Genomic DNA, 20598 nt, shown 5'->3' with positions numbered 1-20598 from the left:
ACTCAGAGTTTGGAGAAAAATCCATCTCCATCAGCGGGACAGACTTCTCCGGTAGGCTGGGCTTACTTGCTCTGGAGATCTTTCTGGCGTTTCCTTTGCCATTGGCGAAACTCTTTCTCGTAGCGTTCACCCTCCGTTTGGTAGGCGTTCCAGCCCTTGAGGGCAACGGTCAAGCCCCACCCCATGAGGATAAACAGCGACCAAGATAGCCCTCCACCGGAGAGCCAGTCTAAGCCCAGCAAAAAGCTGTTGACAATTCCATAGCGGCCCAGCAGTTGGTAAAACTGCCGACGGCGGTAGCGCTGGAATTCTCGGTGTTGGCTGTTCAGCTCTTGCCAGGCCTTCCATTCCTGCTCGGCCAAGTCCAGCTCTTGGGGGGAGATCCCCAGTTCGGCAGCCATCTCCTGCAGTTGGGAGCGGGTGAACTCGCCCAGGCGTGGCTGGCGGGCAATGGCCCGCTGGAGGATCTGCTGCACGTCCTCTTGGCTGTACCGGGATCCCGACATTTGGCTGACTTACATATAACTTCGTAAACTTTATATCTCTTAGTTTGGGCTAGCTGGATCTTGCGCCTTATGAAGCTCCCTCCGCCGCGGGATCCCAACCGTTAGACTAAACCTAGACTGCGAGCCTCCTTCTCTGGGGTTAAGTGTCCCTGTACTGCCTGTGATCTGTGCTTGCCAGTAGGGTTATGGCCTCCACCCGCTCTAGATCTTACCTTCGCCAGAGTCGTACCTCCCTATTGAGCGATCTGCTGCAGGCTTTGCCGCACCTGCGCCCACAACTGTATTTCAAATCCTCTTTGGTTGCCCTCAGCCACGCCATTGAGGATCAGGTGCTGCAAGGGCAGGGATCCCCGTGGGTATTCGCTAACTTTCAAAAGGAGCGCTACTACCGCCAGGAGGCACGGCGCTACCAGCGCATCAGCGCAATGGCCCAAGACGTGTTTGTGTTGGCGACCCCAGAAAAGGATTTTGCTCAGACAGACCTGCCCTACCACACCATTCCCTTGGATCCAGAGGATCCCTTGGTGCAGGAGTGGCACTTGATCGTCATCGATGCCCACTATGCCACCTGCCTCGTGTGTCGAGAACGCTTGCAGATGCAGCGGGAGCGTCCTTGGCAAAGCAGCGATATGGATGCAGCTCGCCAATTTGATGGGATCTGGTCATTTGATCGTCAGATTACAGTCCAAGCGGCTTTGGCCCTGTTGCCCAAGATCCTCAGTTACCGACCGGATCTGGAACCTCGCCTTGAGCCCCTTCGCCAGTACCTCAAGGGATCCCCGCAAAACTCCGCCAGCCAACTGAATCCAGGCCCCTTTACCGAGCGGCTGATCACCTATCTCCAGGCAGGGCAATACAAACTGCAGCGGGCCTACCGCACCATTCGGGTGCAAGAGCGCAAAGAGCATCTGATCAACCGCATCAGCAGTGCCATTCGCCAGTCTTTGGATCCCGGCGAGATTTTGGCAATTGCTGTGCAGGAGCTGGGGCAAGTGGCAGAGGTGGGGCGATGTTTGATCTACCGTTACGATGGCCAGGCCCCTGCTGTTCAGATTGAGCAGGAGTACCGCACCCTAACGATGGGCAGCCTTAAGGGATCCCTGTGGCCTCTTCCCAGCAACCCTTTTTTGCGGGAGGCAATGGCCTCGGCACAAGTGGTGTGCTGCGAGGATACCCAAAAGGATCCCCGCCTGCAGCGAGTGCCGGAGCTGTGGCAGCCGGCCCAAATTCGGGCTTGGGTGGCCATGCCGATTCTCTATCAAGGGCGGTTGCTGGGCCTATTGGAGCTACACCACGAACACCCTCACCGCTGGCAGCCGGCCACTCTGGAGTTGGCAGAAGCCATTGCCAACCAAGTGGGGGTAGCCCTCTTGCAGGCAGAAGCCTATCAGCACCTAGAAGAGCTCAATCGCCAGTTGGCAGCTCTGGATCAGGCCAAATCAGAGCTGATTGCCGTGACCGGACACGAGCTGCGCACCCCGCTGTCCACCATTCAGGTGTGTTTGGAGTCTTTGGCCAGCGACCCCGACATGCCCCTGGAGATGCGCCAGGAAATGTTGAACACAGCCCTGCAAGATGCCGATCGGCTGCGGGAGTTGGTGCAGGACTTTCTCACCCTCTCCAAGCTGGAAAGTGGTCGCGTTCGCTGGCATATCGAGCCGTTGTCTGCTCAAGAATGTGTGGAGCTGGCCCTGAGCAATGTCAAAGCGCGACGGCGGCACGAAGACTTGCCCACCATCGAGCAGGTGCTGCCCAAACGGCTGCCAATGGTTAGGGCGGATGGGGAGTGGCTGGTGGAGGTGTTGCGTAAGCTGCTGGACAATGCCTGCAAATTTACCCCTTCCACCGGACGGATCTGGATTCGGGCAGAAGTGGAGCCACCAGCCGGTGGATCGACGGGGGCGATGGTGAAGTTCACTGTTGCCGACACCGGGCGCGGCATTGAGCCAGACCGGTTGCAAGCCATCTTCGAGCGGTTTTATCAAGCAGAGGGATCCCTGCGGCGCTCGGTGGGTGGGACGGGCTTGGGGCTAGCCATTTGCCGACTGATCATTGAGGCCATGGGGGGGCGCATCTGGGCAGAATCGGGGGGGATCAATCAGGGCAGTGCCTTCCACTTCACCCTGCCGATAGCGCACCCACACACCCAAGGACAGCCCTCGATCGCTGCTTGAGACTCGAAAGGTGAAGGACCACCGGCCCACTTTGCCTCTGGGATCCACCTGGCAAATTCCAGCTCGAATATCAAATCCCACAAATGGCAATAAAGCTGTTCCCCAGCCCCCCTCTTCTTTGGCAGAAGGGCTGAGAGTGGTCGCGTCAGCGGCGCGGAGCGCTTGGGGAACGAGGTACCTATTGGGCGCGCCTCAAACGGGCTTGGAATGATCCGACAAACTCAGGCAGCGCTCCCGAATGGCTTGTAAGTTCAGGGCCAAATCTTGGCAAATGCGGCGCTCCACCAGACCGACAGGCATTCTGCGGGGAGGCTTGACCTGCAGGTGGTAGGTGAGCAAGGTTTGATGGGCCGACCAATCGGCCAGATCCCAAAACCCCTCGAAGATAAGAAAATCCCCTTGTGTTTTTTGGAAGCGAAGCTGCTGAGGAAAGATCTCCTCGATAGCCAGCACCACCGCAGCAGAAAATTGGGCAAATAAAACCTTTTGGGATCCCACTTGACGTACCAGTGTGCGGCCATTCTCACGGCCAATGACGCGACTTTCCACCAAGTTGGGAATAAACTCCGCCAGATGGTCGTAGTCGGTCAAAACCTGCCAGACCTGCTGCCGCTCCACCGGAATCAGGACGCGACCTCGCACTTGGCAGCGGCGCTCCCCCAAATCCTCCACCTCCACCTGGATGTCTGAGGACTCCGTCCCGCTGACGCCAGCAGGAATGGGGATCCCATCTTCTGGGGTGGGGTCTTGGGGATCCCATTCAGGGTCAGAAGGCATGGCGAGAACTTCAGTCGCGTAGGTGCTGTAGAGCAGTGCGGAAACCGGAGAGGGAATCGATTTTTGACTGGACAAACCATTCGCCAGCAGTTCCAATAGGCTGCCCCCCTGTGTTTTCTATTGTATCAGGGAACTGTATAGCAGATAACGAACTCTAGGGGAGAAGGGCCTGGAACCAACCGACGATCACCTGCCAAACCTGTTCTAGAAGGGCAAAGGGATCCCGCAACTCCTGCAGCACCTGCCGCGGGCCAATTCTAAAGACCACGTACAACACGGCCAAGATGATTACAATCCCCACCGTTGTCCAGATGGCCTCTCGAACCACCCGCACCCAAAAAACCAGCATAAAAATGGCGATGGCTACAGCGGCAACCAGCGGCAATGTGTCCAGTACCATCGGATCCCACCTCGTTTGGCTCAGACGTTTCAGATTTAACTCCACTGTAGCCAGCTTGAACTGAAAACAGGTGTTCGTAGATGTCCGTTGACAAGGGATCTCCTCTCGTAAAATGGGATCACCTCGAGATAACCCCTCTTTAGCTGGGCTAGACCTATGGACATCATCACCCTTGGCTGGATTGCCGTCCCCACCTTCTTCGTTCTTTCCATTGCCCTGGTGGTCTGGGGGCGCAACGGCATGTAATTTGTCATGCCTGGATTGAGCCTCACATCCATCTTGCATTCATCTTGTTGTTCCTGCCGCCGATATTGACGGGGTTACCCCCGCTCACACCATGGAAACCGATCTTCCCTTGGTCGCCCGCATCGCCTACGGAAGCATCTTTTTGCTGTTGACAGCCGTAACCCTGGGCGTTGGCTACATTACCTTCATCGACTGGCGGGATCGGCGGCGACGCAACGAAGTTGAGCGCAAAGCCCGTCGCTCCAAGCGCTAGCGCCGCTGTTGGGCCTGCTCAGGTCAGTCTTCAACCCAACTCAGGGTGGGGATGGCCAGGTAAGGCAGGGGATCCTGGGGTTGCAGTTGAGAAAGATGCCGCAGGATGCCCTGGTTAGCCTGCCACAGGGCTTGCACATCCCATCCAGCGTAGGTGGGCAGAAAGTCCGCCAGCTTGCGGTTGGCCTCCCCCAACAGGATCATGCAGCCGCGGCGGTTGCCGTTTTGCAGGTGATAGTAGGCCACGGCGGTTTGCAAAAGCCCCTGGTAGAAGCGCCGCTCTGGATCCACTGCTTCCATCCACAGGGCCTCTAGGGTGTCGTGGCAGGCGTAAAATTCCCCCCGGTTAAACTGCTCGGCGGCCAGACGCAGCGCTTCTGAGGGGGCGTCGCTCATGTCGCTAGGCACAGGCCAGGGGGGATGTCTGCACAGGCAGGGATCCCTGCGGCAACACCAGGGTAAAGCAGGTTTTGCCTTGAGAACTCTCCACCGAGACGCTGCCCCCCAGCCGCTGCATCCACTGCTTGACCAAAGCCAGGCCCAGGCCGGTGCCGCCCCGCTTCCAGGGATCCCCGCTGGGAATGCGGTAGAACTTCTCGAAGATGCGCTCCCACTCGCTGTGGGGAATTTCTACTCCCTCGTTGATCACCCGAATTTCCACCTGCTGCGGGCCAGAGCGCTGCGCTGTTACCCAGATGCTGCACCCTGGGGGAGTATACTTGCAGGCGTTGTTGACCAGCTCCTGCACCACCCGCTCCAGGCCACCTTGATCGGTGAGCACCTTGCCCACATTCGGCGCGATCTGCCACTGCAACCGTTGCTGGTTGGCCTGGGCCCGCTGTAGAAACGGCTCCAGCACGCTGGGCAGCCAGGTTGCCAGCGGCACTTCTTCCAGATGGAGCGTTTTGGATCCCTGCTCCAACCGCTGCAGATCCAGCAGGTCGTTCACCAATTCCGCCTCCCGCTCACACTCCTGCTCCAAGATCTTGAGATATTGCTCTCGTTTTTGGGGGGCGCGGGCGGTTTTCAGCAGTTGGATGGCCATCTTCATGTTGGTGATGGGGGTGCGCAGCTCATGGGAGACGGTGCTCAAAAAATCGTCTTTAAGGCGGTTGAGGCGCTCCAGCTCACCAATTTGCTGCACAGAAGCCTGGTAGAGGCGGGCCTGGCGGATGGCAATGGCGCAGTGATCCGCCACCTGCTGCACCACCTGCACCTCCAGTTCATCAAAGCACTCGGCTGCCGGCTTCGCCAGCCAGAGATCCCCCAGCACCCCTTGGTCATCCCGCAGCGGGCACACCAGCAGGGTCAGCCCTTCCCGACGGGGGATCCAGCCCTGCCCAGGCAAATGGCAGAATTGCACCGCTTGACCCCCTTGCAGGTGCCGGTAGAGATCGGGGTAGTCGGCCAAGGTCAGGGTGATCCCACCGGCAGGTGGTAGAGCAGAGGTGTATTCATAGCGCACCGTCGCCTGGCCAGATGCCCAATCGTAGAGACAGAGATCGCACCCTTGGATGGACAGCCCCAGAGCCAATTCTTGCACCACTGCCCGCAGGATCTGGGCTTCCTCCAAACTGCTGCGCACCTGGTCGGTGACCCGCTGCAAGAGGGCATCCATAGCCAGAGATCGCTGCAGGGCCGCCGTCCGCTCCTGCACCTCCTGCTCCAGACGGGCGTTGAGGGTTTGCAACTGCCGGTAGAGCTGATTTTGCGTAATGGACAGGGCCAAATGTACCCCGACCCGACTCATCAGCTCTTGCTCTGCAGCTGACCAAGCCTTAGGCTCGTCAATTTTCAGCTCCCGCCAGGCAGCAAAAGAGATCAAAGGCAGTTCTTGTCTGGGATCCCCCTGAGCAAACCAACGGTAACCCGCCCAGTGGGTTTCTTGGCAGATGGCCGCGCGAAACACGCTCAGCCAGCCCACGGGCTGGTCATTCCAGACAAGCTGTACCATCAGCAGGCCACGAATGGGCGTCTGCTTCATCTGCTCTTGCAGCTCCGGCCATTTCTCCAAGTGGGAGAGCGACCACATCTTGACCCAGCCCCCCGCTCCTCCGGCCCTTCCGAGCTGCTCCTGTAGCCAGGTGTCGTAGCTGGCCGGGGGTTGCACGCCATGACAACAGAGGGTATCTGAGCCCATAAAGTGGATCCGCAGCCGTGCCCCGATCCCCTGCAAACCGGCAGCAAGCTGCTCCAGCACCGTGGTCAAGGTCGTCTCCGGGTGCAGGGGCGAGTAAACTAGAGCAGCAATTTGGTTGATGAGGCGTTCCTGCTGCGCCTTCTGCCGCGCCTGCTCCAGCAATTCCGCCTGAGCAATGGCAATGGAAACTTGATCCGCCAGCAACTGCACCACCTGCAGCTCTTCTTGGGAGTAGGGACGAGGCTCAGCATGATGGGAGACCAACAGCCCCCATAGCTCCTGGTGATGCATCAGGGGAACCACCAAGGAAGAGGCCACCCCCATGGATTTCAAATAGTGAACATGGCAGGGATCCACGGGCCGCTGCAGCGGCTCGCCCAGAGGAACCCTAGCAGACAACCCCCAAGACTCCGGCTGGCTGATGGAACGGCTCTGCGCCTCCACATCCACAATCACCCGCACCTGAGCTAGGCGAAACAACCGCCGCGCCTCCTCGGGAATGTCCCCTGCCGGGAAAGTCAGCCCCAAGAGCGAGGGCAGCCGCTCCCCTCCTCGCGCTTCCGCCACCACCGTCCCATGCCCTTCCGGGTCGAAGCGGTACACCTTCACCCGATCCGTTTCCAGAAAAGACCGTATCTCTTCCGCTGTTGCCTTGAGGATTTCCTCCAGCTCCAGGGATTGCCGAATCTGGTGGGTGATGCGGTTGATGAGGGCATCTCGGCTGGGTCGAGCTGCGGCAGCCCACGTTTCAGTATCCATAGTTGCAAGCCCCTAGCCCCTGGGATTAACGGGAAGTATCTAGAGATACATCCCTTTTTTCCAGCATAGGATGTCTTTGAGAAAGGTAAGCGGGCTCAAAAGAAAAGTTAAAGAAAAAGTTAAAAATGGTAACTCAGGGTTTCCCGGGTTGGAATCGCCTGAGATCTGGAGCCGGGAATGGCCTACGGCTCACCCGCGCCCTCGGAAAGCAGAGCTAGAGGAGAGGCAGCTGAAACAGGCGAGCAGCGTTCTGGCTGGTTTCTTCTGCCAGTTTTTCCGGTGGGATCCCAAGCAGCTCCGCCAAGGTTTGGGCCACCCGCTGCACGTAAGCCGGCTCATTGCGTTTGCCGCGGAAGGGGGTGGGAGCCAGAAAAGGGCAATCCGTTTCCACCAAAAGCTGGGATAGGGGCACCTCCAAGGCCGACTGGCGGACGGTCTCGGCGTTCTTGAAAGTAACAATGCCGCTGAAGCTGATGTAGCAGCCCAGCTCCACAAACTGCCGGGTTTCCACCGGGGATCCGCTCCAGCAATGCATCACCGCCCGCACTGGCCCCCCCGTGGCCATGGCCTCCTTGAGGATGGCGTAGGTGGCTGCTGCCGCCTCGCGGCAATGGACGATCAACGCCAGATCCTGCGCTTGGGCAATGGCAATCTGGGCCCAGAAGGATTCTTTTTGCCGCTCGATATCCGCCGGGTTGGACTTGTAGAAATCCAGGCCCGTCTCCCCGATAGCCACCACTCGCTCGTCGCTGGCGGCCAGGTGGGCGATCTTTTCGGCCAAATCGGGCTGCCACTGGCCCGCCTCCAAAGGGTGCAGCCCCACCGACAAAAATACTTCCGGATACTGGTCGGCAATGGCCTGCAACTGGGGGAATTCTGCCGGTGTTACACAAGAATGCACCAAACGCCGGATCCCCGTCTGACGCCAGCGCTCGGCCACTTGGGGCAGATCCGCGGCAAAATCGGGGTAGTTGAGGTGGACGTGAGTATCCACCAAAGGAGCAGCAGGTAAGACGGCGGTGCTCAAGGCTCAGCTCCCCAACAATCGTGTTGCCAACCTTATCCAATTGTAAAAGCTGTCCCCGGCCTGCTTGGGATCCCTTCCGGCGCTCCCGTTTGCCGGCGAGATCCCCTTGCGACGGCTCCTGTGGGAGCAGGATGATCCACAATGATTGAGGAAACCTTACGCTGGAGGTTTGTTATGGCCCGTACCCCCTCAACCATGCTGCCTTTGGGCACCCCAGCCCCTGACTTCAGCCTGCCGGATGTGGTGAGCGGCCAAACCATCTCCCTCTCCACCTTTGCCGACAAGCCGGCCCTGCTGGTGATGTTCATCTGCCAGCACTGTCCCTATGTGAAGCACGTGCAAGAGGAGCTGGCCCGCCTTGGCAGAGATTACAAGGATCGCGGCGTCGGCATTGTAGCCATCAGCGCCAACGATGTGGAGAAATACCCGGATGACAGCCCAGAGAACTTGAAGAAGATGGCCGAGACCTTGGGCTTTACCTTCCCCTTCTGCTACGACGAAACCCAAGAGGTGGCCAAAGCCTTCACCGCCGCCTGCACCCCCGACTTTTTCTTGTTCGACGCGGATCGCAAGTTGGTCTATCGCGGTCAACTGGACGACAGCCGTCCCAGCCTGACCGATGTGCCGGTGACGGGCAAAGATTTGCGGGCGGCGCTGGATAACCTTCTGGCCGGCAAGCCCATCGATCCCGACCAAAAGCCCAGCCTGGGCTGCAACATCAAGTGGAAACCTGGCAATGAGCCTGCTTATTTCGCTGGGTAGATCCCGCTTTTTTGAATCGCGGCCAGGGCCTGTCGATGCAAGCTGGGGTTGGCTGCCGCCAACACTTCTCCCGTGGAGGTGCGGGTTAAGGGATCCCCTCGCCAATCGGTAATCACGCCACCGGATCCCTCAATCACCGGCACAAGGGCAGCAAAATCGTAGAGGGCAAGGCCACACTCCATCACCAGATCCACACAGCCGCTGGCCAGCAGGCCGTACTGGTAGCCATCGCCCCCATAGGAGGTAACGTGAACTGCTTGGCTGAGCCCCTGGAAGCACCGTTGTTGGTCGGGTTGGGTGAACAAATCAGGGGTGGTACAGCTCAAGTAGGCGCGGCTGAGGTCGGTATTGGCCTTGGTTTGAGCAGCCTGTCGGTGAGAGGGGGTTATCCATTGAGTGGGCTGTCCCCGTACCCCCAGCCAGCGTTCGCGCAACACCGGCTGATCGATGATGCCCAAAATGGGGCGGTCTTCTTCCAAGAGGGCAATCAGAGTAGCAAAGGTGGGCTTGCCGGTGGAAAAGGCGATGGTGCCATCCAAGGGATCCAAAACCCAAGTGTAGAGGGATCCCGTCTGGTGAAAACCAAACTCTTCGCCAAGGATGCTGTGTTCTGGCACTTGGGCCATGAGCAAAGCCCGCATGGCCCGCTCTGCCTCCCGGTCGGCCACCGTCACAATTGGGGAGCGGGCCTCTTTGTATTCGGCTTGCAGTTCTCTGCGAAACAGGGGGCGAATCACCGCTCCGGCAGCATCGGCCAGGGCCTGGGCCAGTTCAATCCACTCTGCCTTGACCACCTTTTGCCCACCCCATCTGCCCCTTCCCTTTCTTAGCATAGGGAAAAATTTCCTCTCGGTTTATGCGGTCTGGCTTGCTCTTAACTCCTCTGGAATGGCTTTGGACGGCGATTGGGGTCCTCCTGACCATTTTGGGCACCCTAACCCATTTGAGTTTTCCGCCGGAGCTGCCTGGGTTGGGGGGATACAGCTTCTCGCTGCAAATTGGGGGCGTGTTGCTGACGGCTTGTTTGGCGGGGCCGGTGGCGGCGGTGTGCGCCCAGATCGTCTACCTAGGGTTGGGGCTGGCAGGGCTACAGGTGTTTGCCCAAGGGGGAGGGTGGCAGTACCTATACCAGCCTGCCTTTGGCTACTTGCTGGGGTTTTTGCCGGGAGCTTGGGCCTGCGGGACAATTGCTTTTCCGCAACGGGATCCCTATCCTTCTCCTCTGGCCCGCCAACGTGCTGTCGATGGGAAGCGGTTGGCAGGAGGGATCCCTGACTCCCCGGTGGGCCTCCAAGAGTTGGGATCCGGCAGCTTGGTGGCTTTGGCCTTGGTTCACCTGACCGGGATTCTCTACCTTTTGGCCACACAACCCTGGAACGAGGAGTTGCTGAGGTTGATAGGGCTTTACTCCGGCTATACTCTGCCGGGACAGCTCATCGTGGCCAGCTTTGTTGCGGTGATAGCGTTGCTGTTGCGGCGCTTGCTGCTGCTCTGAAGCGGAGGAACCAACTGTGCGCAAAGGCCCATGCAGATTTGGGTCGGGGCGCCTCCTTTCTCAGGCTGCGGCGGCAGAAAGTAACTTAGAGCCGTGCTAACCCCAACGGCAGTCCCAGATGGAGGCGTAGATTCTGGTCAAGTCTTGTGAGGATTGACGGGTTTTCGTGAGGAACTGAGGGATGCAACGTACTGCTCTGATCCTTTTGGCCACCGGCTTTTTGGCAACCGGGCTGGCTGCCTGTGGAGATGGCGGCAGCTCAGGGGGCTCGACCCTGCCCCCACCCCAAGGCCCAACGGTTTCGTTTATCAATGCGCCCACCTCGGTGCGGGTAGGCACCTCCACGCCGGCTTTTACGGTGCAGGTGAGTGTGCCGGGTGGTGCTCGTCCAACGCAGTTCCTCGAGCTGGAAACTTTCAACCCCAGCGGCGTGCGTGTGCAGAGGGAATTCTTCAGCCCGCAGCAGGCCGGCTGCAATCCCGGGGCCACCTTTTGTAGCTTCAGTACCGATTTCCGCGTTGCCCTCGGGGATCCCATCGGCGTTTGGCAGTTCCGGATTACCGCGTTTGACCAACAGAATCGCTCCGGATCCCAGACATTGCTGATTACCGCCTTCCAGTGAGCCAGCCGAGTTGCCAGCTTTGAGGCGAGGCCATTCACTCCAGAGGGGAATGCCCACCAGCGGGCCGAAGTCCGAACAAGGACTGAATCTTGCTCACCGCTGCGGCTTTCTTCTTGCTTCCACAACCCCTAACCAGCAGCAGCTTGCGTCGCCGCACCGCCGGAGGGATCTCCACAGGCGTCAATTTCCCCAGGGCTAGCGTTCCGCGCCGCCGGTGCGACCGGCAGAGTTCCACAAAAACAGGGCCAGAGGCATGCCCCCTCAAGCTATGAGCCGGTTATCACTTGGGTTCGCAAGCTGCCCAAGGCGGGATCCCCTACTCCAGGTCTCGACGGTTGGGGTTGCGGGAGGGATCGTTGCTCAAAAAACCAAACACAAAAAGCCCCACAAAAAAGATGACAACCGCGTAAACAGAGATTTTCAGTAACAGCATAGTTTCAGCAACCCGTTTCCGACTGAGTGAACTGATGAAGCGATAAGGCAATCGTAAAACAAGGGTGAACCACCCCAGAGAGGGGATCCCGTTCAACCTGAGACCCCGCAAAACTTCTTCACAACATCATACCTCTCAGCGGCCCTTTTTCCCGCAAATGGCCCCAGTTCGCCCTGAGAGCTCCTTTCATCACGCCCTCAGGAAAAGCTGCAAAGCTTGGCCTGTTAGGGATCCCCGGCAAGAGCAGAGATTGTTAAGAAATATTTTGGGCTGGAAACAAAGATTGCAACTCCTCAGCGGCAGCAACGCTCGCGGGCGACTGGGACATAGGAAGATAGGATTTGTGGCTTTGTCGGGTCTTGCCGGACGTGTGTTGGATTTGCCCATGCCTTTTGATCGGTTAGGTGACTTAGAGGCTCTGGATGGGCGGTCGGGAGCTCAGCCGCAACCTTCGTCGGGGATCTATCGGCCCCAGGAGTTGCCGCTTTCCGATGGGATCCCGGCTTTTCTGCACCACTGGCCCCAGGGATCCCCTTGCGGACGGGTGTTGCTTTTGCACGGTAAAGGGGATCACGGCGGCGGGTTTTGCCCTTTGGCCGGCGAGTTGGCTGCTCAAGGGTGGGAGGTTTTGGCTCCCGACATGCGGGGATTTGGTCGCTCCGGCGGGATCCGCTGCTGGATCGACCGCTTCAGCCAATATCAAGCGGATCTGGAGAGGATCGCCCAGCAGGTCTGGCCGCAGAAAGGGATCCCGCAGATCTGGTGCGGGTACAGCGCGGGGGCCAACTGGGTTACGGAATATGCCCTCGCCCATCCCGACCAAGTGCAGGGCCTGGTTCTCATCTCTCCGGCTTTTCGCATCGACCACTATTTCACCCCTTTTACCCACGCCCTTCTGCAAGTTTTGGACAGGGTTATTCCCCAGTTGGCCTTGACCGGCCTCTACGAGCCGGCGCGGGTGACTTCCCTACCCGAGCAGCAAGCCGCCTTTGCGGCGGATCCCTACATGTGCGGTGTGACGCGGGCCAGATTTACAGCCGAACTGGTGCGCAGTGGACAGCGCTGCCTCGACCAAGCCCATCGGCTCCGCCTGCCGGTTTTGCTGCTTTACACCTCCGCCGATATCGTCGTCAATCCTGCGGGAGCTGTGGATTTTGCCCGTCGGCTGCCCCAGGGAGAGATCCACGATTTTCCCCGGTCGCGCCACGATCTTTTGCACGACTGCCAAGCGGAAGCGGTAAAAGAGACCCTCCACCGCTGGCTGGCCCGGCATTTCCCCTCTGCCCCGGATGTCGCCCCTCGCCGGACGACCAGCTCAGCCCCTACCGACCTCATGGCAAAATAGAAACGCCCTCTTTCCCCCTGCTCTCATGAGCCAAGACCTGATCTACCGTCCCCGTCGGCTGCGGCGCACAGAGGCCTTCCGCCAGATGGTGCAGGAAACCCACCTGCGGGTGCAGGATCTGATCTATCCCCTGTTTGTCATGGAGGGGGAGAACCAGCGGCAGGAAGTGGAGTCGATGCCCGGCTGCTACCGCTACACCCTAGACCTGCTGCTAAAGGAGGTGGAAGAAGCCGCTCAATTGGGGATCCCGGCGGTGGCCCTGTTCCCGGTGGTGCCGGAAGAGAAAAAGGATCCCACCGGGCAGGAGTGCTTCAACCCAGAGGGCTTGATCCAGCGGGCGGTGCGGCGGATTAAACAGGAAATTCCCGAGATTTTGGTGGTAACCGATGTGGCTTTGGATCCCTACAACAGCGATGGCCACGATGGCATTGTGCGGGATGGGGTGATCCTCAACGACGAGACGGTGGAAGTTTTGGTCAAGCAAGCCCTCTCCCAAGCAGAGGCGGGAACCGACATTGTGGCCCCCTCGGACATGATGGATGGTCGCGTCGGCGCCATTCGGGAGGCCCTGGACGACCAAGGCTATACCGATGTGGCGATCCTGGCCTATTCTGCCAAATATGCCTCTGCCTTCTACGGCCCCTTCCGCGATGCCCTGGGATCCGCGCCCAAATCCGGAGACAAGAAAAGCTATCAAATGGATCCTGCCAATGCTCGGGAAGCCATCAAGGAAGTGGAGCTGGACGAAGCCGAGGGGGCGGACATGGTGATGGTGAAGCCGGCCCTGGCCTACCTGGACATCATCTACCGAGTCAAGGAATCGACGGATCTGCCCGTGGCCGCTTACAACGTCAGCGGCGAGTACGCCATGATCAAAGCCGCCGAACAAAAAGGCTGGATCGACGGCAAAAAAGTGATGATGGAATCCCTGCTGGCCATGAAGCGGGCCGGTGCCGATATCATCCTCACCTACTTTGCCAAAGAGGTGGCCTTGCTTCTCAAACAAGCCTAGGCAGAGGCAGCCTACGGCCTGGCAGACGGCTGGGTGGACTGCCCGATCCAGGAAGGGTGGGTGTTCTTCTCGTCGTCCGCCACCCAGGTACTGGGATCCACCAAACGCACCTGAATTTGATTGCGTGGCACCCGATTCAGCCGTTCCTTGATCAGGGCCTCCTGCTGCAAGGGATCCATACCTCGATCCACCCCCTCCTGCAGCCGAGAAATCCGAGTGGACAAGACCTCGATATGCCGCTCCAGAACCTGGAGCCGGTGGTGCTGAGCCAACTGCACCGGCAAGAGGCGATACAAACCACTGAGGGCAGCCGCCGTAAACAAGACATTCACCCCGATGTGACAGGCCATCTCCCAGACTTGAGGCTCGTGGCCAGGTTCTTGCCGTCCGCGCCGGCGGGAGCGCTGGACAGGGATCGTCCGCCGACCGGAAATTGGGAGAGAGGAGGGAAACCCTGCCCGAACCAGGGATCCCTGCCCTTGGGAGCGATGCACTCGTGGAGCAACAGAGATGTCCAGCCGCGGCCCAGCAACCTGCTCTGCACGCATAGACACGTGGCGAGCCGGGGTACGGGAAGAAGACTTGGGTGTCACGGGTGAAGGGAAGAAAATAGGGGGACGATGAACCACCTCTGCTGCCAAGAAGCGCAGCTAGGGCCTATTGAAGCCGATTTTTCCAGGTGTGTCAGGCTTTGCCGCAAAACATTTTTATTCTTGGGCTTTCTTGGGCTCTGCCACTTCGCCAAGCTCAGCAAACGGATGGCGGGATCCCAGGCAATGGCCAACGCGGGGCAGGAAACGCGCTAGGCTAGAGGTTCGAATAGCGGAAAGGCTCTGCACCGTTCAAAGGACAAGGGCGGCACAGGGCTTGTGCAGATGCAAGTCGGATCCACATCATGCGCATTGTCATCACGGGTGGAAGTGGTTTTATCGGGCGTCGCTTGGTGGCCCGTCTGCTGGAGCAAGGGGATCAGGTTTTGGTCTTGACCCGCCGCCTGGAGCAGGCCCGCCGCATTTTGGGGGAATCCCCCAACCTCAAGCTGCTGCCCTACGATCCCTACCAACCGCAAGCCTGGGCAGCCGCCCTGGAAGGGTACGAGGGGATTGTCAACTTGGCCGGAGAGCCTTTGGCTTCTTCTCGCTGGACAGAGACCAAGAAAAAAGAAATCCGTCGTAGCCGTGTGGAAACCACCCAGGCCCTTGTCCAAGCCCTCGCCTCCCTCAACCAAAAGCCCCAGGTGATGATCAGCAGCTCGGCGGTGGGTTACTACGGATCCCATCCGGCAGGAGAACCCTTAACAGAGACGGATCCCCCAGCCCAAGATTTTCTGGCAGGAGTCTGTCAGGCCTGGGAAGCTGCCGCCCGGTCGGCTGAGGAGTTGGGGATCCGTTTGGCCATCCTGCGCACAGGGATTGTGTTGGGGCCGGATGGAGGAGCGCTGGGGCAGATGCTGGCCCCCTTTCAGTTCTTTATCGGCGGAACGATCGGCTCCGGCAAACAATGGCTGTCTTGGATCCACCGCGAGGATTGGGTGAGCTTGGTCTGCTTCCTGCTGGAGCAGGGATCCGGAGTGTTCAACGCCACCGCTCCCAACCCGGTGCAGATGGAAGAGTTTTGCCGAACCTTAGGCCAGGTCTTGGGTCGCCCCTCTTGGTTGCCTGTGCCGGAGCTGGCGTTGGAACTGCTGTTGGGCGAGGCAGCTCAAGTGGTTTTGACGGGGCAGAAAGTGATCCCGCAAGCGGCTTTGCAGATGGGCTTTACCTTCCAGTACCCACAACTGAAAGAGGCATTACGACAGATCCTCCTCCCCCGCTGACTTCTCTCTACGCCAATTATTCTTCCGTGAAATCGGCTTCCACCACCCCTGAAGCAGAGCTGGGATCAGGGCTGGCAGCCGCAGTGGGTGCCGGAGCCGGTCGCGCCGCCTGGGGCACTTGCACAATCTGGGGAGTAAAGATGAATAGGTTGTACACCGTGTTGCGGCGGATGTTGTCCATCATCTCCAGGAACAGCTCGTAGCCCTCGTTCTTGTACTCGATCAGGGGATCCTTCTGACCGTAGCCTCGCAGGCCCACAGCTTCCCGCAGCGCCTCCATCTGCTGCAGGTGTTCCCGCCAGAGGGTGTCCACCTGTTGCAACAGGAAAAAGCGCTCTGCCTTGCGCATCAAACCGGGCTCAAAGGTATCCAGAAAAGCCTCTTTGGCCTCATAGGCCAGCTCTGCCTGCTTGATCAGGTAGTCCAAGATCTGCTCGTAGGAGAGATCCCGCAGATCCTCAACCTTGAGGTTTTGCTTCAGGAGCGGCACAAACTCCTGCATCTTGGCGGTCAGCTTGTCAATTTCCCACTCTTCCGGGGGCAGCTCTGGGTTGACATGCGCTCGCACGATCTCGCCAACGGTTTTGCGCACATAGTCAAGGATCTTGGTCTTGAGGTTTTCCCCCTCCAAGATGCGCCGCCGCTCTGAGTAGATGGCCCGCCGCTGGTTGTTCATCACCTCGTCATACTCGAACACCTGCTTGCGCATGTCGAAGTAGTATACTTCCACTTTTCTCTGCGCATTCTCCAGGCTGCTGCTGAGCAGCGGGTGCTCGATGGGCATATCCTCCTCCACCCGGAACATGTCCATGAGCTTGGCTACCCGGTCGCCACCGAAAATCTTGAGCAGGTTGTCTTCCAAGCTGAGGAAAAACCGCGAGGAGCCGGGATCCCCTTGTCGCCCGGCGCGGCCCCGCAGCTGGTTGTCGATACGGCGGGATTCATGGCGCTCCGTACCGATCACATGCAGGCCCCCCAGCCTCACCACCTCTTCGTGCTCGGCCTCGGTAATTTTTTCGTACTCGGCTTTGATGCTGTTGTAAACCTCCCGCAGTTGCAAAATTAGCGGATCCTGCACCGGCGCTTTCTCGGAAGCTACTGCGATGAGATCCTCCACCACCAGCTCTGGCAGACGGTTCAGCCCATACTTGGTCACGGCTGCTGCCACCACTTCGTCTAAAGCTTGGTTGGTGCGGGCCGACAGCTCACAGGGGTAAAAATTGGGGGAGACCACCGTCCAGGATTTTTTCGGCTTGGGTGCTGTCCCACCAAATCCCTGGCCACCCCCCCGTCCCACCATCTGAACGGATCCCAAGGGGTTGTCGGCGTCCAATTGAGCCAGCTTGGGCATCAGCCGTTCCCGCAGCTTGAGGCGGGCCATGTACTCCGCATTGCCTCCCAAGATGATGTCCGTGCCTCGACCGGCCATGTTGGTAGCAATGGTTACAGCGCCTTTTCGCCCCGCCTGGGCAATGATCTCCGCCTCCCGCTCCACGTTTTCTGGCTTGGCGTTGAGGAGGTTGTGAGGGATCCCCATTTCCTTGAGCATGGCCGAGAGGCGTTCGGATTTTTCCACGCTGGTGGTGCCCACAAGGACGGGGCGCCCCTGGGCGTGCATGTGGGCAATTTCCTCGGCAACCGCTTGCCACTTGCCCCTTTCGGTCTTGTACACCAAGTCGGGGGCATCTTTGCGGCGGATGGGTCGGTTGGTGGGGATCACCGTAACTTCCAGGTTGTAGGTTTTGCCGAACTCGGCCTCCTCAGTGCGAGCCGTGCCCGTCATGCCGGAAAGCTTGGGATAGAGCAGAAAAAGGTTTTGGTAGGTGATGGTGGCCAGGGTTTGGCTCTCGCTTTGAATCGGCACCCCCTCTTTGGCCTCCACCGCCTGGTGCAGCCCATCAGACCAGCGGCGGCCGGGGAGCACCCGCCCGGTGAACTCGTCCACGATCACCACCTCTTGATTGCGGACGATGTAGTGGACATCCTTGATGAAGAGCTCTTTGGCCTTCACCGCGTTAAAGACAAAGTGCGCCCAGGGATCCTTGGGATCAAACAGGTCAGAGACCCCCAGCAACCGCTCGGCGGCTTCAAACCCCTCGTCGGTAAGGATGACGTTGCGGGCTTTTTCATCCACCTCATAGTGTTCATCTCGGATCAGCTCCCGCGCCACCTGGGCTGCCCGCAGGTATTTTTCGGAGGGGCGAGCCACCTGACCGGAGATGATCAGGGGAGTGCGGGCCTCGTCGATAAGGATTGAGTCCACCTCGTCGATGATGCAGTAGTTAAAGGGCCGTTGCATCACCTCCTTGATATCGGTGGCCATGTTGTCCCGCAGGTAGTCGAAGCCCAGCTCGCTGTTGGTGCAGTAGGTAATGTCGCAGTTGTAGCTGCGGCGCTTTTCTTCGGGTGACATGCCCTCTTGCACTAGACCGACCGTCAGGCCCAAGAAACGGTGCACCTGCCCCATCCACTCCGAGTCGCGCCGCGCCAAGTAGCCGTTGACGGTAACGATGTGAACCCCCTTCCCAGTCAGGCCGTTCAAGTAGGCAGGCAGGGTGGCGACCAGGGTTTTCCCCTCGCCGGTTTTCATTTCGGCAATCTGGCCTTCGTGCAGCACCATGCCGCCGATGAGCTGTACGTCGTAATGGCGCAAGTTCAAAACTCGCTTGGCGGCCTCCCGCACCACGGCAAACGCCTCCGGCAAGAGATCGTCCAGAGATTCTCCTCTGTCCAAGCGCTGGCGAAACTCTGTGGTCTTGGCCTTGAGCTCCGCATCCGAAAGAGAGGCGATCTCGATCTCCAGCGAGTTGATCAGCTTGACGACAGGACGGTACTGCCGGATCTTCCGATCGTTAGGATCCCCGAGGAGCTTTTGTAGGGTTTGGAGCATGGGCAAGCCTAGGCCAATGAAGAACATTGATTAATGATGCAATTCTACCATTTTGACTTGGCCGGCCAGGGAGAGGTTGGCCTGGATGAGCTGAGAGCAAAACACCAGAGCCAACCAAAGCCATCAGAATGGATGAGGAGAGCCGGCAGTTACTTGCAGCCCGCGGCAAGAAAATGTCAGTCTAGGGAAGGGATCCCGACCAAACCGTACTCTGCCGAGGCTCATGAATTTTTTGGGTGTTGGACTGCCGGAAATGTTGGTCATCTTTGCGGTGGCTCTCTTGGTTTTTGGGCCCCGCAAACTGCCGGAGATTGGTCGCACGCTGGCCAAAACCCTGCGCAGTCTGCAGGATGCTTCCAGAGAGTTCGAGGCGCAACTGAACAAAGAGGCCCAAAAGCTGGAAAAAGCCACCCGCGGGACAACGGCTGCCGCCCCTCCCAAGGTTTCCCGAACAGCAGCCGCGGCTGAGCCCAAAGCCGAGTCGGTCGCCACAGCCGATACACCCACCTCAGAGATGGCTCCCCCCCCATCCGTAGCCGACGACGCTCAAACCGCAGACGCTGCTTAGTCTATGCCCCGCTTTAACCCCCTTTGCTTCGGCATGGAAATTACGCGCCTGTTCGAGCAAGGGCAGTCCTACTTCGCTCCTGCTAAGGTGGAGACCTGGCTGCGGCAGCATGGCCAAAACCCGTCTGACTATGAGATCTCGTTTCACCAGGAACTGCCCCCTGCCGGCTCTTCTGCGGCGATGTGGATTCGCATCGACCTAAAGCGTTGGGATGGCCAGCCGGTGGATCCCTGGCTATTGGAAGAGATCAACCGGGTAGATTGAGAATGGATTGCTCTTGGGGAGAGCCAGTCCCCACAAAGTTGAGGCTGTTGTCTACCGATGCCCAGTGCCACCCTGTTGGTATCTTGCCCTGATCAAAAAGGGCTGGTAGCCAAGCTCTCCAGCTTCATCTACAGCTACGGCGGCAACATCATTCACGCCGATCACCATACGGATCCCGAGGCAGGACTGTTCTTGAGCCGCATCGAGTGGGACTTGCAGGGCTTCCAACTGGAGCGAGGGGAAATTGTCCCCGCCTTTTCGGGTATTGCCCGTGGGATCCAAGCCAACTGGGAACTGCATTTTTCCGACACTCGCCGTCGCATTGCGTTGTGGGCCAGCAAGCAAAGCCACTGCCTTTTGGATCTGATCTGGCGGCAAAGGGCGGGAGAACTGCCCGCCGAGATCCCCTTGATCATCAGCAATCACCCCGACCTGGAATCGGTGGCCCGCTCCTTCGGTATCGATTACTACCACATCCCCGTTTCTCCAGAGGGCAAAGCCGCAGCCGAAGCCCGTCAGCTCGCTCTCCTGCAGGAATATCGAATTGACCTGGTGGTGTTGGCCAAGTACATGCAGGTCTTGAGTGGGTCGCTGCTCCGCCAAGCCCCGCCGGTCATCAACATTCACCATTCCACCCTGCCCGCCTTTGCCGGAGCCAACCCCTACCACCGCGCCCATCAACGGGGGGTGAAGATCATCGGCGCGACTGCCCACTATGCCACCGAAGATCTGGACGAAGGGCCGATCATCGAGCAAGACGTGGTGCGGGTCAGTCACCGCGATACCGTTGCCGACCTCGTCCGCAAAGGCCGCGACATGGAACGCCTAGTCCTGGCACGGGCAGTGCGGTATCACCTGGAGAATCGGGTGCTGGTGTACCACAACAAAACGGTGGTGTTTGCGTAAACTACCCGACCCTGACTGCTTCGCAGTACAGAGCGGGCTTTCGGTAGCCCTGCAGTTGGCAAGCCAACCACGAACCTCTAGACTGGTTTACAGCAGCCCCCAAAAGCGTAATCACATTCGCACCATTCAAATCCGCATCTCCTTCCCATCCACAGTGCCCACACTTGAACGACTTGCCACTGCGGTAGGACTTGCCCTGCTCAG

General features: G+C 59.0%; 22 protein-coding genes and 1 pseudogene. 12 read left to right on the top strand and 11 right to left on the bottom strand.

Translation table 11 applies throughout. The features are described from left to right. Positions 1-62: 62 nt before the first annotated feature. A complete protein-coding gene (locus ACVWXZ_RS10810; RefSeq protein WP_011434035.1) occupies positions 63-506 on the bottom strand; it encodes a 2TM domain-containing protein in 444 nt (147 codons plus the stop codon). A 185-nt stretch (positions 507-691) separates the two neighbouring features. On the opposite strand from ACVWXZ_RS10810, the gene ACVWXZ_RS10805 reads away from it, so the two are divergent. Then, the gene (locus ACVWXZ_RS10805) at positions 692-2680 is read left to right on the top strand and encodes a DICT sensory domain-containing protein (protein WP_457403080.1); all 1989 of its coding nucleotides are present in this window, start codon (positions 692-694) and stop codon (positions 2678-2680) included. Positions 2681-2872: 192 nt separating this feature from the next. On the opposite strand, the gene ACVWXZ_RS10800 is transcribed toward ACVWXZ_RS10805, so the two are convergent. Both ACVWXZ_RS10800 and ACVWXZ_RS10795 read right to left on the bottom strand, forming a co-directional pair. Further along, complete coding sequence (locus tag ACVWXZ_RS10800) at positions 2873-3457, bottom strand: SRPBCC family protein (protein ID WP_414329799.1); 585 nt, start codon at positions 3455-3457, stop codon at positions 2873-2875. A gap of 154 nt (positions 3458-3611) precedes the next feature. Then, a complete protein-coding gene (locus tag ACVWXZ_RS10795) occupies positions 3612-3857 on the bottom strand; it encodes a hypothetical protein (protein ID WP_049749597.1) in 246 nt (81 codons plus the stop codon). Positions 3858-4013: 156 nt separating this feature from the next. Here ACVWXZ_RS10795 and ACVWXZ_RS10790 point away from each other — a divergent pair, with 156 nt between their 5' ends. Both ACVWXZ_RS10790 and ACVWXZ_RS10785 read left to right on the top strand, forming a co-directional pair. Continuing rightward, positions 4014-4103, top strand: a complete 90-nt coding sequence (locus tag ACVWXZ_RS10790) for a cytochrome b6-f complex subunit PetN (protein WP_244349857.1) — start codon at positions 4014-4016, stop codon at positions 4101-4103. Positions 4104-4194: 91 nt separating this feature from the next. Next, positions 4195-4356: a hypothetical protein gene (locus ACVWXZ_RS10785; protein ID WP_011434030.1), complete on the top strand. Its 162-nt coding sequence runs from the start codon at positions 4195-4197 to the stop codon at positions 4354-4356. A 23-nt stretch (positions 4357-4379) separates the two neighbouring features. Here the strand turns inward: ACVWXZ_RS10785 and ACVWXZ_RS10780 are convergent, their stop codons facing one another. From ACVWXZ_RS10780 to ACVWXZ_RS10770, 3 genes are all read right to left on the bottom strand, one after another. Continuing rightward, positions 4380-4751 carry a DUF309 domain-containing protein gene (locus ACVWXZ_RS10780; RefSeq protein ID WP_414404799.1) on the bottom strand — a complete coding sequence of 124 codons (372 nt, stop codon included), beginning with the start codon at positions 4749-4751 and terminating at the stop codon, positions 4380-4382. Between the two features lie 4 nt (positions 4752-4755). After that, a complete protein-coding gene (locus ACVWXZ_RS10775; RefSeq protein WP_457482508.1) occupies positions 4756-7254 on the bottom strand; it encodes a sensor histidine kinase in 2499 nt (832 codons plus the stop codon). Between the two features lie 214 nt (positions 7255-7468). Then, positions 7469-8248 (bottom strand): TatD family hydrolase, encoded by a 780-nt coding sequence (locus ACVWXZ_RS10770; RefSeq protein ID WP_457482512.1) that lies wholly within the window; start codon positions 8246-8248, stop codon positions 7469-7471. 207 nt (positions 8249-8455) lie between these two features. Between ACVWXZ_RS10770 and ACVWXZ_RS10765 the strand changes: the two genes are divergently transcribed. Continuing rightward, positions 8456-9043, top strand: a complete 588-nt coding sequence (locus tag ACVWXZ_RS10765) for a thioredoxin family protein (RefSeq protein ID WP_041437584.1) — start codon at positions 8456-8458, stop codon at positions 9041-9043. On the opposite strand, the gene hisN is transcribed toward ACVWXZ_RS10765, so the two are convergent. Beyond that, positions 9028-9876, bottom strand: a complete 849-nt coding sequence (gene hisN, locus ACVWXZ_RS10760) for a histidinol-phosphatase (RefSeq protein WP_457482507.1) — start codon at positions 9874-9876, stop codon at positions 9028-9030. The two genes, ACVWXZ_RS10765 and hisN, sit on opposite strands and share 16 nt — an antisense overlap. Positions 9877-9899: 23 nt before the next feature. On the opposite strand from hisN, the gene ACVWXZ_RS10755 reads away from it, so the two are divergent. Together ACVWXZ_RS10755 and ACVWXZ_RS10750 are read left to right on the top strand one after the other, a co-directional pair. Beyond that, positions 9900-10538, top strand: a complete 639-nt coding sequence (locus ACVWXZ_RS10755; RefSeq protein ID WP_457482506.1) for a biotin transporter BioY — start codon at positions 9900-9902, stop codon at positions 10536-10538. A gap of 181 nt (positions 10539-10719) precedes the next feature. Beyond that, positions 10720-11160 (top strand): hypothetical protein, encoded by a 441-nt coding sequence (locus ACVWXZ_RS10750; RefSeq protein ID WP_414415881.1) that lies wholly within the window; start codon positions 10720-10722, stop codon positions 11158-11160. A gap of 316 nt (positions 11161-11476) precedes the next feature. Here ACVWXZ_RS10750 and ACVWXZ_RS10745 read toward each other — a convergent pair whose 3' ends face one another. Further along, positions 11477-11593 carry a photosystem II reaction center protein I gene (locus ACVWXZ_RS10745; protein WP_011434021.1) on the bottom strand — a complete coding sequence of 39 codons (117 nt, stop codon included), beginning with the start codon at positions 11591-11593 and terminating at the stop codon, positions 11477-11479. Between the two features lie 385 nt (positions 11594-11978). Between ACVWXZ_RS10745 and ACVWXZ_RS10740 the strand changes: the two genes are divergently transcribed. Together ACVWXZ_RS10740 and hemB are read left to right on the top strand one after the other, a co-directional pair. Continuing rightward, positions 11979-12938 (top strand): alpha/beta hydrolase, encoded by a 960-nt coding sequence (locus ACVWXZ_RS10740; protein ID WP_457482505.1) that lies wholly within the window; start codon positions 11979-11981, stop codon positions 12936-12938. 25 nt (positions 12939-12963) lie between these two features. Beyond that, entirely contained in the window at positions 12964-13950 is a 987-nt protein-coding gene (hemB, locus tag ACVWXZ_RS10735; protein WP_414344721.1) for a porphobilinogen synthase, read from the top strand. An 11-nt stretch (positions 13951-13961) separates the two neighbouring features. Here hemB and ACVWXZ_RS10730 read toward each other — a convergent pair whose 3' ends face one another. Beyond that, on the bottom strand, positions 13962-14498 hold the full coding sequence (locus tag ACVWXZ_RS10730) for a slr1601 family putative cell division protein (protein ID WP_238376986.1): 537 nt from the start codon (positions 14496-14498) through the stop codon (positions 13962-13964). Between the two features lie 347 nt (positions 14499-14845). Between ACVWXZ_RS10730 and thyD the strand changes: the two genes are divergently transcribed. Next, a complete protein-coding gene (gene thyD / locus ACVWXZ_RS10725; RefSeq protein WP_457439939.1) occupies positions 14846-15766 on the top strand; it encodes a thylakoid membrane protein ThyD in 921 nt (306 codons plus the stop codon). Between the two features lie 16 nt (positions 15767-15782). Here thyD and secA read toward each other — a convergent pair whose 3' ends face one another. Continuing rightward, a complete protein-coding gene (secA, locus tag ACVWXZ_RS10720; protein WP_457441569.1) occupies positions 15783-18656 on the bottom strand; it encodes a preprotein translocase subunit SecA in 2874 nt (957 codons plus the stop codon). Between the two features lie 253 nt (positions 18657-18909). On the opposite strand from secA, the gene ACVWXZ_RS10715 reads away from it, so the two are divergent. Genes ACVWXZ_RS10715 through purU form a run of 3 tightly spaced genes read left to right on the top strand, consistent with a single transcriptional unit; the run spans position 18910 to position 20394 of the window. After that, positions 18910-19224, top strand: a complete 315-nt coding sequence (locus ACVWXZ_RS10715; protein ID WP_457403073.1) for a TatA/E family twin arginine-targeting protein translocase — start codon at positions 18910-18912, stop codon at positions 19222-19224. A 3-nt stretch (positions 19225-19227) separates the two neighbouring features. Then, entirely contained in the window at positions 19228-19488 is a 261-nt protein-coding gene (locus ACVWXZ_RS10710; protein WP_457403072.1) for a hypothetical protein, read from the top strand. A gap of 57 nt (positions 19489-19545) precedes the next feature. After that, positions 19546-20394: a formyltetrahydrofolate deformylase gene (purU, locus tag ACVWXZ_RS10705; RefSeq protein ID WP_414413463.1), complete on the top strand. Its 849-nt coding sequence runs from the start codon at positions 19546-19548 to the stop codon at positions 20392-20394. 1 nt (position 20395) lies between these two features. On the opposite strand, the pseudogene ACVWXZ_RS10700 reads toward purU, so the two are convergent. Then, positions 20396-20598 (bottom strand): annotated as a pseudogene (locus tag ACVWXZ_RS10700) (RNA-guided endonuclease TnpB family protein); the annotation flags it as partial.

The sequence above is a fragment of the Thermostichus sp. MS-CIW-38 genome, assembly GCF_054058415.1.
The sequence above is the reverse complement of the archived record's forward strand: the minus strand, read 5'-3'. Positions and strand labels throughout refer to the sequence as shown.